5 protein-coding genes are annotated in these 12,087 nt (G+C 60.4%); all 5 read right to left on the reverse strand.

All coding sequences use genetic code 11. The annotated features are described in order from the left end of the window. Positions 1-4: 4 nt before the first annotated feature. Positions 5-1,465, reverse strand: a complete 1,461-nt coding sequence (locus JIN78_RS02080) for a DUF1501 domain-containing protein (RefSeq protein WP_200390272.1) — start codon at positions 1,463-1,465, stop codon at positions 5-7. Next, positions 1,462-4,602, reverse strand: coding sequence for a DUF1553 domain-containing protein (locus JIN78_RS02085; RefSeq protein ID WP_200390273.1), 3,141 nt, complete (start codon positions 4,600-4,602; stop codon positions 1,462-1,464). Before JIN78_RS02085 ends, JIN78_RS02080 begins: the two co-directional genes overlap by 4 nt. Before the next feature lie 89 nt (positions 4,603-4,691). Next, positions 4,692-9,017 carry a PVC-type heme-binding CxxCH protein gene (locus JIN78_RS02090; protein WP_200390274.1) on the reverse strand — a complete coding sequence of 1,442 codons (4,326 nt, stop codon included), beginning with the start codon at positions 9,015-9,017 and terminating at the stop codon, positions 4,692-4,694. A gap of 154 nt (positions 9,018-9,171) precedes the next feature. Continuing rightward, a complete protein-coding gene (locus JIN78_RS02095; RefSeq protein WP_234037728.1) occupies positions 9,172-10,551 on the reverse strand; it encodes a hypothetical protein in 1,380 nt (459 codons plus the stop codon). Positions 10,552-10,633: 82 nt separating this feature from the next. Then, on the reverse strand, positions 10,634-11,812 hold the full coding sequence (locus tag JIN78_RS02100) for a 3-keto-disaccharide hydrolase (protein ID WP_200390275.1): 1,179 nt from the start codon (positions 11,810-11,812) through the stop codon (positions 10,634-10,636). Between the last annotated feature and the right edge of the window lie 275 nt (positions 11,813-12,087).

Consider the following 12,087-nt stretch of genomic DNA (forward strand, 5'->3'; position numbering starts at 1 on the left):
GGGTTTAAGCGAGTAGCGGCTTCACCACATGACCGTGGACATCGGTGAGGCGGAAGCGGCGGCCTTGATACTTGTGGGTCAGGGCCGTGTGGTCGACGCCGAGGAGATGCAGGATGGTGGCTTGCAAGTCGTGCACGTGGACGGCGTCGGGATGGTAGTGGTGCTTGGTCGGGGAGATGGGCACTCCACTGGCATCGAGGATGTTGTAGCCGTAGGGATCGGTCTGGCCGAAGCTCATGCCGGGCTTGATGCCGCCACCGGCCAGCCACATCGTGAAGCAGCGCGGGTGGTGGTCCCGCCCATAGTCGGTTTTGGTCAGGGTGCCTTGGGAGTAGGAGGTGCGACCGAACTCGCCGCCCCAGATGACGAGGGTGTCATCGAGGAGGCCCCGCTGCTTAAGGTCTTTGACGAGGGCGGCGGAAGCTTGGTCGGTTTCCTGGCATTGGTTGCGAATGCCTTTGGGGAGGCCGCCGTGGTGGTCCCAGCCCTGGTGGTAGAGCTGGATGAAGCGGACTCCGCGCTCGGCGAGGCGGCGGGCCTGCAGGCAATTGGCCGCGTAGGTGCCCGGGATGCGGCTGTCGTCGCCGTAGAGGGCAAAGGTGCTCTCGGGCTCATCACTCACATCAGTGGCTTCCGGCACACTGGCCTGCATGCGGTAGGCCATCTCGTATTGGGCGATGCGCGATTCGATTTCCGGGTCGAGCTCGTGGGCGAATTGTTCGCGGTTGAGTTCGTTGAGGGCATCGAGGGTGGCGCGGCGGGAGGTGCGGCAAATCCCCTCGGGATTGGAGAGGTAGAGCACCGCGTCTTTCCCCGCGCGGAATTGCACTCCGGAGTGGCGCGAGTCGAGGAAACCGCTGCCCCAGAGGCGGGCGTAGAGGGGCTGGCCGCCTTGATTGGCGCTCACCAGCACGATGAAGGAGGGCAGGTTGTTATTGAGACTACCCAGGCCGTAGGAAAGCCAGGAGCCCAGGGAGGGCCTTCCGGCGATTTGCGAACCGGTCTGGAAGAAGGTGATCGCGGGATCGTGATTGATGGCCTCGGTATACATCGACTTCACCACGCAGATATCGTCCACGATTTCGCGGTGATAGGGGAGGAGGTCGGAGAGCCAGGTGCCGGATTGGCCGTATTGGGCAAAGTCAAAGTGCGAGCCCGCCATGGGCAGGGAGCTTTGATGGGCGGACATGCCGGTGAGCCGTTGCCCCGAGCGCACCTCGGGGGGAAGCTGTTCCCCGTTGCGCTCGCGCAGGAGAGGCTTGGGGTCAAAGAGGTCCTGCTGGGCGGGACCACCTGATTGAAAGAGGTAGATCACCCGCTTGGCCTTGGGGGCGAAGTCGGCGAGTTTGGTGTCCCCGAGGAGCGAGGAGAGGGCCAGGCCTCCAATCCCGGCCGCCGAGCTTTTGAAGAAGTGGCGGCGGTTGAGTTGGAAGAGGCGATCGAGGGAGGGTCCGTGGGAGTTCATCGTTTCCAAATGGTGGCGTCGAGGTTGAGGATGGCGAGGCAGACGGAGGTCGCTGCTGCCAGTTGCGCGGGATGGTCGCTTTCACTGGCCGGCGAGTCCCCATGGGCGAGCAGGTGCCTGGTGGCTTCCGGGTCTTGGGCGAGGCGGGCGTGCTCGGATTGATAGAGCGTTGCCAGAATCTCGCTCTCCCGCTCGCTGGCAGGGCGTCCCGTCAGGCGGAGAAAGGCCTCCGCGATCTGTTCCCGGGCAGTGGAGCCGCTCAGGCGGCTGGCGAGGTGGCGGGCGGCTTCCACAAATTGCACGTCATTGAGCAGGACGAGAGCTTGCAGGGGAGTATTCGTGCGGGGGCGGGCGACGGTGCAGACCTCGCGGGTGGAGGTGTCGAAGGCCATCATGTTCGGCAGGGGCGCGGTGCGCTTCCACACCGAGTAGACCGAGCGGCGGTAGAGGGCCTTGCCCACGGATTGTTGGTAGGGCGGGGACATGCCATTGGATTCGGTCCAGAGGTCTTCGCCGGGTTGATAGGGCGAGACGGGAGGTCCGCCGATGGTGTCATTAAGCAAGCCGCTGGCGGCGAGGGCCAGATCGCGAATCTGCTCCGCATCGAGTCGGTGGGCGGGGGCCCGGGCAAGAAGAAGATTCTCGGGATCCCGCTCGGCTAATTCCGGTCGTCGTCGCGATTCCTGGCCATAAGTGGCCGAGAGCACGAAGGAGCGGCAAAGAGCTTTGATGTCCCAGTCCTTGGCAATGAAATCCCGGCTAAGCCAGTCGAAGAGTTCGGGGTGGGTGGGGAGGGCCCCCTGGAGGCCGAAATTCTCGGGAGTGGAAACCAGGCCGACTCCGAAAAAGTTGGCCCAGAGCCGATTGACAAAGACGCGGGCGGTGAGGGGATGGTCTGGCTCCAGCAACCAATTGGCCAAATCGAGACGATCAGCGACCTCGCCGCGTTTTTCCAAGGGGGGAAGAAAGGCAGGGGTGACACGCTCCACCCGGGTGCTTTCGTCGGTCGGGGCATTGTATTCTCCGCGGGCCAAGAGGTGGGCCTCGAGAGGCTCGGGGAGTTCTTCCATCACGGGAATTTCCTGCACACCCTCTTCGGCCTCGACGAGAGCGGTGACCGCTTGGGTCAGTCGCTGGCGGGCTTCGCGTGTGTCCCTGGAAGCCACCAGGCAGAAATGATCCCAGAGCTGCTCCCGGGTCAGCTCGCTGGTCGGTGCGGCCAGGCGGGCGATTTCCGCCGCTGAAAGAGCACGGTGGTGGAGGCTAAAGTCCCGCACCAGCAGGCCCTCCACTCCCCGGTCGCGCCATCGCGAACCGAGGGCGAGGCGGCCGCCATGCTGGGTGGCCACTCCTGCGGATTTGACCTTTTTGTCGCGTAGAATTTCGGTGGCGAGTTCTTTGCCATTGAGGAAGAGGCGGAGGCCTTCCGCCCGATCGCTGGCATCGTAGGTGACTACCAGGTGATGGACCTGATTGGCGGGAATCGGCTCCAGAGTGCGCAGGCCCATGGCATTGCCGGGCCACACCCGGTAGAGGCGGTGCTCCAGGTAACCGTTGTCCAGAATGAGGTCCCAGCCATTGAAACCGGCGTCTGTTCCGCGGGTGTGATGGGCCAGCGTGGCGCGGATCTCTTTGCGCACGCTCTCTCGGAAGGTCACTGCCAGGGAGAAGGGGGTCCAGCGATCAAAGGAGGGAATGTCCTCGAAGCTGAGATAGCGGTCGCCATCGAAGCGGATGGCCTGCACCCCGGGTTGATCCGGGGAAAAAGGAGCGAAAGCGAGGGGCGGGGCGTGCGCGTGATCGTTTTCGGCGAATCTCGCCACCTTTTTGTCCAGCTTGCCTTGCGAAAAGTCGAGAGTCGGCCCGGGCCGGGGGGGCTGCACTGCCGGGTCCTGCTCCAGCCATGCGAAGAAAGCTTGGCGGGCTTGTTTTTCGCTTGCCTGCAGGTTTTCGCGGGCCGCGTCGAGTTCGCTGCGGGCCGCTTGCAGGGCCTTCTCCTCGGCCTCGTCGGGTAGGAGAAGAGTGGGGGACGGGACTCGGGCCGTGCGGTCGTAGAGCCCGTTCTCGTCAATGGAATTGAAGAAGGCAAAGAGGGAGTAGTAGTCCCGCATCGAGATGGGATCGTATTTGTGATCATGGCAGCGGCAGCATTCCATGGTCAGACCGAGAAAGGCGGTGCCCATGGTGTGGACGCGGTCGGCGATATTCTCGATGCGCCATTCTTCGAAAATGGCTCCGCCCTCGTTATTGAGGCGATGGAGGCGGTTGAAGGCCGTGGCCAGCTTTTGCTCCCGGCTGGGGTCCTCCAGTAAATCGCCCGCCAATTGCCAGCGGACGAACTCGTCGTAGGGCAAATTTTTGTTGAAGGCTTCGATGACCCAATCGCGGTAGGGCCATTGGGTGTTGAGTTTGTCGGACTGATAGCCGTAGGAGTCCGCATAGCGGGCGGCGTCGAGCCAGGCGACCGCCATGTGTTCGCCGTAAGCCGGAGAGGCCAGCAGGCGTTCGGTGGCGCGGGCCTTGGCGGCGGCGAAGTCGGTGGCCGCTTCTTGCTCGAAGGCGTGGATCTCCTCTGCCGTGGGCGGCAAACCGGTGAGGTCGAAGGTGGCCCGGCGCAGCCACCGCAGGGGATCGGCGGCAGGGGAAGGGGCGATCTTTTCATCTTCCAGCCTAGCAAGGATGAAGTGGTCAATCTCGTTGGCAGGCCAGTCCTTTTGCTTCACTGCCGGTACCGGCACTTCCCGGGGCAAGGCGGTGAAGGCCCAATGTTTTTCGTATTTCGCTCCTTCCTCAATCCATTGCCGGATGAGGGCTTTCTCTTTCTCGTCGAGGGTCAGGTTCGACTCCGGAGGAGGCATCACTTCATTGGGATCGGTGGCCAGAATGCGCTGCCAGGCCACCGAGTTCTCCAAGTCGCCGGGCACAATGGCGTGGCCCTCGCCTTCCTTGAGGGCGGCATAGGCGGCCTCGGGGGTGTCCAGACGCAGATCAGCCTTGTTGTTGGCCTCGTCGGGGCCGTGGCAGGCGTAGCACTTGTCGGAGAGAATGGGGCGCACCTGGGTCTGGTAGGAGACCTCTTGCGCAAAAACCCCCGTGCTCGCGAGAGCACAGGGGATGAGAAAAAGAAGATATCGCATAGGATAGGGAGTGAGGGATGCTCTCGGGGGGAGATGTTCTTTGCCTCCGATGGATTGCAAAGTTTCTTCTCCCGGCGAGAGCCTCCTCCTTACTCCTTCTCCAGCGGATGGTCTTTCAACAACTCTTCCGGAGTCCAGAACTGGGTGCGCTCCTTGTTGGCCTCGCGCACTTCCTTCACCTCGGCAGGGGTGATCGCTTCGGCGACGTTACCCCAGCTGTTGCGGACAAAGGTCAGGGCCGCAGCCACTTCCTCGTCATTATACATGGCACCCACTGCTGTCATGGGGGGAACTCCCTTGGCGGGGTCGTATACTTTGCCGTTGACGGTGATTTTGCCGTAGAGGCCATGGAGCACGAGCTTGGTGAGACGTTCCTTGTCACCGGTAACCCAGACGGAATCGACGAGGGGCGGATAGATGTTTTCCAATCCCTGACCATTCTCCTGGTGGCAGGTGACGCAGGACCCTTCCTTGTGGAAGATGCTTTCGCCCAGTTCATAGACTTTGCGGAAGGCTTGGCGCTGCTTCTGGTTCATTCCGGCGAGGGCCTTGGGGGAGAGGTCGCTCTTCTTCTCTTCCACGGTGGAGAGTTTGCGAGCGAGCAATTGCCCTTGGTCAATACTGAGCTCGTAGTCGCCCCCCTCCAGCAGGCTCTTCACCTCTTCTCCAAGGGTCAGCATGGCGCTGTTCAGAGAGTTGCGGATCCATTTCTCGGTGGGCTCGGAAGCCACCGCGAGGAGGATCTTCGCTCCCGCTTCCCCTCCCAGCCAGGTGGCGGCGGAGAGGGCCTCCAGGCGCACGCGGGCGTGCTCGTCGCCTGCGGCGGTGAGCAAATACTGCTCAGGGGCCTCGAGGAGGTGGAGGCAATGGCGCACGACTCGCACGGCGGCACTGCGCACGCGGTGATCGCTGGCGGCGAGGCTCTTTTGCAAGAGGTCGACATCCGGCTGTTGTTGTCCCCAAGTGGCCCAGAGGGCTTCGAGCACAAGGCGTTCGTCGCCGGCGTTATCGGCAGCGAATTTTTTCGCGGCGGCGATCACGTCTCCGGCCTCGTGCTGGCGCAGCTCGAGGTGGGAGCGCTTGCGGGCATTGAGCTCGGGCAACTTCATGTTTTCAAAAAGCTGCTCAATAGAAGCTCCGGCCACCTGGGGCGGCTCGACAAGGTCGCGCTCGGGGTAGGTGATACGGTAAATGCGGCCGTAGTCGCTGTTGCGAAGCGGATCGCGCGCGCTGTGCTGCATGTGACCGATGAGGGCATTGTGCCAGTCGATGAAGTAGAGCGAGCCATCGGGAGCGACTTCGAGGTCGCAGGGACGGAAGTTGCCGTCGCTGGAGACGATGAGGTCCTGGCGGTGTTTGCCCTTGATTTCGGCATTGTCCTCTATGACGTCATATTGCTTGATGCCGAGGAAGCCAATGGTGTTGGCGTAGAGGTAATCTCCCTGCACCTCCTCCGGGAAGTGGCGGGAATGCAAGAACTCTGAGCCCGAGGTGGGGCGGGCGTGGTGTTCGTAGTTGAACTTGCCAATATTGGGGATTTCGGCTGCGTGGGGCATTTTTACCGAATAGCCCAGCATCCAGAATTGCGCGCCCCCGGAGGCATCGTTCAGGAAGCTCTGGCCGTATTCGTCGTGGGCCACGCCCCAGGGATTGCTCACATCGCGCTGCAGCACCCGCTCGACTTTCCAAGAATGGGGGTCGAAGCGCCAGGCGCCACCGTCAGTCATGCGCTCGGGACCATAGGGGGTCTCCACCTGCGAGTGGAGGAAGCGCCCTTCGCACATGAAGAGGCCGCCGCCGTGGTCGGTATCGAAGGCCGAAATGGCATGGTGGGTATCGTGGGGATCAAAGCCGTCCAGAATGTAAACCTTGCGGTCCGCGCGATCGTCGCCGTCGTCGTCATAATGCACGGTCAGGTAAGGTTCCTCGGAGATGTAGACGCCGCCATCATCGGCAAACTCGAAGCCGATGGGAATGTGCAGGCCATCTGCGAAGACGGTCTCCTTGTCCGCGCGCCCGTCGCCATCCGTGTCCTCATAGATGAGCAACATGTCGTTGGGCATGGGGCCACCGGGCTGGTAGTGAGGGTAGCTCTTGACGGTAGAGACCCAGAGACGGCCCCGGTTGTCGAAGCGCATTTGCGCGGGGTTGCCCAAGTTCGGGAACTCGGCTTCGGTGGCAAAGACGCTCACGTCGTAGCCTTCCGGCAGGGTGAATTTCTCTAACGCCGCTTCTTCCGCGAGGTAGTTGGGCGACCCGTTTTTCTCGCTGGGCTTGTAGTTGGTTTCCACTTCGGAAAGGGGACGGGTGACGGAGTCGTCGACCTCCAGGGTGGAAGCCTTGCCTTGGGCGATGGCCCAGACATTCTCGTCACGCAGCACTGTCATTTGGCGGATTTTCTCAATTTCCTCCGGGTAGTTGAAGTTCCCGTAGGGGGCCCAGCGCTGCCCGTAGGCATGGACGCCATTGAGCATGCGGTAGTCGTTGCGCCAGAACCAGGACTTGTCGTAGATGGCTTGGCGAAGGGTCTCATTACCTTCGCTGCTTTTGGCCTCCTGGCCGAAGAGGTCTTTGAAAAGCACCGGAGCGAGCTTCTGATAGCCTTCCCCGGAGAGGTGGATTCCGTTGAGGGTCAGGCTTCCATCTGCTTTTTCAAACCACTTTTTCGTGGGGGTGAAGAGGTCGACGAAGCCCACCCTTTTCTCCTCCGCCACGGCCTTGACGGCCTCGGCGTAGAGGGCCAGCACCTCATTGCGCGCTGCCGCATCGGGCAGGGCATAGTTCGGGTTCTGCTCCATCGCGATGGGAGTGGCGAGAACCAACTTCGGCGCGGTCTCCAGATTGTAGGCCCGAGACACAGTGTGGTCCACGAAGGCCGCCAACTCGTTGCGGAAGTTTTCCACCCCCTCGGGGCCGTCAAAGGACTCGTTGAAACCAAAAAAGGCCACGATGGTGTCGGCACCGAGAATGGTCAGCCAGTCGTCGGGCTTGGGATAGTGACCCTTGCCGAAGTGCTTCTTGATTTCGGGGCGGAACTTCTGTGCCCCGGGGAAAGCCCAGGGGTCGGGTTGACCGGCTTCCGGGCGAAAGGCCGGTGTGTAGGCGGGCTTGCCCATGTTGCGGAAAGTGATGTTCTTGTCCGCGAAGTTCTCGTGCAAGAGAGTCTCGAAGTAGCCGAAGTGCTCCATGCGCTCGGGGAGGGCATTGCCGAGGAAAACAATCGTTTCGCCTTTCTCGGGAGTCAGCGGCAGGGAAGTCGTGCCACGCGCGTCGCCGAGTTCCTTGGGTTGCTTGTATTCGGGCCGCTTGCGCTCCTTTTGCTGTTCTTCCACCGGGGTGACGGTGGAGACCACTGCGGGCTGCCCCTTCTCGGTGGTGGCTGATTCCACTTTGACCAAGGTGGTGAGCTCGGGTCCAGTCACTGGCGAATGGCCATAGCCGTAGTCGGCGGGCTTCAGGTCCAGCTTTTTATAATAATTGGAATTACCGTGATTCTTGTAGGCACTGGGCTGGAAGGGATCGATGTAGCTGACGTCCGCCATCTCGGGCACGTCGAGACCGGCAAAGTGGAAAATCACGTTCACGAACAGCCGGCGCAGGTCCTCGTCATCGAAGTCGCAGGAAGAGCCAAAGGTGCTGCAAAAGGCTTGGCCTTTGCCGCCATTGGGCGTGGTGTATTCGCGCAACCAGGCTGCCGGTTGAGGCTCCTTGCCCGTCACATCCTGGGAGTCGGGTTGCAAGCTCTCGGTCACGATGCCGTCCAGCAGGATGGTGGCATTGTCGTCATTGACCGCATTGATGCCGTAGACATCGGACTCGGCGAAAATGGGACCCACTCCATTCATCACCACGTGCTCGGCGGCCGCCTCGCTGTGGACCTCGGAGCGAGCACCCTGCACTTTGTGCTTACCATAGTGGTTCACCCAACCCTCGCCCATGAAGTTCGGGCCGAAGTTGTTCCACTCGATGTTGCCGGTCGTGCTCTTGGTGCGGAAGGCATGGGTGGAGGTGCGGAAGCCAATGATGGGCTTGCCTTCGTTCAGATAGTCCGCCAGGGGCTGCAGCTGGACCTCGGGGAGGTCGCGGAAGCGTGTGCCAATCACCACCACCTCGGCATCGGAGACGGCCTCCATGCCAGGAATGTTCTTCTGATACTGGTTGTCGATGAAGTTGCCTTCCGGATTGACCGCAAAAAGAACGGTAGTCTGGAAGCCGTATCGCTTGCTCAGAATCTTGGCCAGCATGGGGCAGGATTCCTCGCTGCGGTATTCTTCATCGCCGGAGATCAGGACGACGTGCTTGTTTTGACCCGGTAGATCCGGATTGCCCTCGAAGTGGAGCGTCAAGTCGTCCGCCCAAAGCGCCGGACAAAGGCCGGAGACAATGAGGATGGTGGTCTGTCGCAGTAATTTCATGTCTGAATGAGAGAAGCGGAATACCCGCTCCTAGAGAATGATATTTCATGTTCACCCTGTTCTGGGAAGGCCCTGCCGAGTTTTGCCAACTGAACGGCCCGTCCGGCACAATTGCCTCCTGTGCTGCCCGGTGGGCGCTCGCAGAACGCTCCCCTCAGGGAAGGCGGGGAGCCACATCCGCCAAATCCAGCCGATAGAGCACCTGATTGTAATCGTATCGGGGGGTGGGGATGGGGTTGTCGGCAAAGGTCTGGGTATAAGTGCCTTCAAAAAGAAGGAAAGAGGCTTCGGGGGCCGTCAATTCCGGATGGATCTTGGGATTGTAGAAGGTGTAATTGGCGTGGCTGAGAACCGGCACCGCCCCTTCCCAAGGCCCAAAGGGCGTCCCGGCTTCGGCATACCAAACTTCTCCCAGAGGGGAGGATTCACCTCCGAATTCGGTGAACAGGGTGACCCATTTTTCACGGTAAGGAGACCAAATGAGGGACCCCCGGTGCGGGCGAATTTCTCTCCCTCCCGTCCGGGCAGGCACGGTTTGCTGAGCCTCGAGGGCGACCCATTGGGCGGGGTCCAGCCAGGACTCGAAGGTGGCCGGGCACTTCAGCCGCGGAAAGGGATCGCCGAAAAGCATCCACTCCTTTCCTTCCTCGTCGGTCCAGGACACGGGATGGCCTTCGGGCAAGAGGGAAGGGCGGGAGCCACCGTCCTTGGCCTGGTTCCAGAGAACTTTTTGCTGAACGAAGCGCGCCTTCTCTTCGTTCCAGACGCACAAGCCGACCTCGTAACTGCTCAGGGGGGGCTCGATTTTCGAGTAGCAAGCCACGAGCTGTTCCTGCCCCTTCCGATCAACCAGGGTGGTGGCCCCCGCTATCCAGGTGGGTCCTTCTCCGGGCATGCGGGCCACCTCCCGCACTCGCCCCTGCCCATCGCGATAGTGGGAAAAAGTCAGCCGTAGCGGGGGCTCGTAGCGGTCGAGAGCGCGCAGGGGCGTGGTCGCTGCCGTGATGTGAAAAAGTCCGAGGGGATGGTTGGCCAGGGTGGTGTCTCCCCACGACCACCACAGCCGATCGCCCAAGCGCGCGGTCTGCACGGTGTCGCAGCCCAGCACCCCACTTTCCGGCCAAGTGAGCTCGTGGCCCAGTTGTTGGCTTTCGGCGAAAAGCCCGGCCCCCGTCAACCGACCCAGTCGCTTGGCCAAGTTCTGCCGCTGCACCGGAATCTGAATCTCTCCTCCGGGGGTGGGCGTAATTTTGACCCCCCGGTAGCCAAAGGCGTCGGCGGCAACCTGATAACCGTGCCCCTCCACGCTCATCCAGACCTCCTGCCCCATCAGCTCGGGAAGATCAAAAGCGACTCGTCCCGCGTTGTCCGTAACAAATTCAACTTCATGTGTCGTGCGAAGCGTCACCAGCGGGACGGGCCAATCGTTACTTTCGTCGACTACTTCGATGAGACAGGGCTCCCGCAATCGAGGTTCTTCCGCAAGAGCCCATCCGATGAAGAAGAAGAAGCTGAGGAATAACAAGCGAGTCATTCCCATTCTACGCCGCTTGAAGGGGGACCTTCCAAGGCATCTTCACGCCGTTAACACAAGTGTAGATACGCGACTCTTTCGTTTATTGAGCACTTAATCTTTGGATTTTGACATTCCGATACCAAGCTTCTGATGGGGCTCCGCTGTGGATTTGGAGGGCAATTTTTCCCGTGCGGGGAATGGTCTCGTCTTTCTCAGTGTAATCTAGAGTAAGGACTTTGTTCACCCAGACCCGCACACGGGGTCCTTGGCATCGGATGATATAGTCGTTCCAGCCATCGGCTTGGAGTGTAGCCCGCATTTTATCTTCATTCAGCGGCTGGCCGAGGAAGTGACGGCGCCGATGCTCGTCATAGACTCGGCCCCAATAGGAACCCGCGACATCGGCCTGGTAGCCAATCATTTCTGTGCTGTTCTCATCTCGTTGGCTGCGGAATTGCACGCCCCCATTTCCTCGTCCTTCAACCAAGCGTGCTTGCAGACGCAGTTCGAAGTCGCCGTAATCGGCAGTGGTGGCGAGAAATTCATTTTGGGGAATTCTTTGTGTGAGGGAGCCTGCGATTGCGACACCTTCTTCTATCCGGAACCAATCCAGATTGCCTTCCCAGCCACTGAAATTTTCACCGTTGAAGAGACTTTTGCCCGAAAATTCGGCGGGGGGCGCTCCTTCGTGGGAAGTGGTATCCAGCGTAACGGCTTCGTCGGTTGGGGTCAATGAGAGCCAAGCGAAATTGGGCAACGCGGCGTTGGCCATTTGGGGGAGTTCCCCAGCTTGGAGAGTAACTGTCAAATCACCTTCCGAGGTGAGGTTCAGCACTCCAAGTGGAGTGGGACGAAAGAGAGCCCAGTCCCCGGTGGGCTTTGCGGGCACGGTCACGGTTTGCTCTCCGATGCTTAGGGCCATTTGTCCTCCCACCATGGATGGATCAAGAGAGTATTGAATGTCCGCCCGATAATGTCCCGGGTGGGCCTCTTTCCAAGTCCAAGTCATGGTGTCTTCAGCTTGGTTCCAGTAGTGAATGGTCGCGGCTTCCTTTGCTCCTTGAATTTCTAGATTGCCAGTGATTTTCGCCGTCCAGGCGGGGAAGACCATCGCTTCTTCGGCCCGCAGTAAGGAGCTATTGGCCAGGACTAGAAAGAGCGTGGGGGAGAGAACAGGGTTGAAAAGGAGTCTTTTGTGGTGATTCATGGTCTGACGATAGCAAAGTATACGCTTTGTGGGGTGGAGATTCTGGTAAAAGGAGGTTTGAAGTGCGGTCATTTCTTGGACCACGTCTCAACCAAATGACTACTGAAATCATGAAAGTCCGTTAGTGCTCTACTAAAGAACTCAAAGCCCAGACCGAAGTTGCCGAAGCTGCCGAAGACCTCTGTATCAGCAAGGATTTGACCTACCGCTTGCAGGCGCAATTCCCGCGTGTTGGACCAGCGACTGTTTTTTTGGAAAAATATAAGAGAATAAGGGTTGCGTCGTGTCGCTCGGTTTGTGGATTGTCTTCCCTTCACGAATTGCGCAGGCTTTCTAGAGGGCCAACT

It is taken from the genome of Roseibacillus ishigakijimensis (assembly GCF_016595415.1).
GTDB lineage: Bacteria > Verrucomicrobiota > Verrucomicrobiia > Verrucomicrobiales > Akkermansiaceae > Roseibacillus > Roseibacillus ishigakijimensis.

Excerpts from the sequence above, each read along its gene's own strand:
- JIN78_RS02080 (WP_200390272.1), bottom strand. The coding sequence starts at position 1,465 with ATGAACTCCCACGGACCCTCCCTCGATCGCCTCTTCCAACTCAACCGC.
- JIN78_RS02085 (WP_200390273.1), bottom strand. The coding sequence starts at position 4,602 with ATGCGATATCTTCTTTTTCTCATCCCCTGTGCTCTCGCGAGCACGGGG.
- JIN78_RS02090 (WP_200390274.1), bottom strand. The coding sequence starts at position 9,017 with ATGAAATTACTGCGACAGACCACCATCCTCATTGTCTCCGGCCTTTGT.
- JIN78_RS02095 (WP_234037728.1), bottom strand. The coding sequence starts at position 10,551 with ATGACTCGCTTGTTATTCCTCAGCTTCTTCTTCTTCATCGGATGGGCT.
- JIN78_RS02100 (WP_200390275.1), bottom strand. The coding sequence starts at position 11,812 with ATGACCGCACTTCAAACCTCCTTTTACCAGAATCTCCACCCCACAAAG.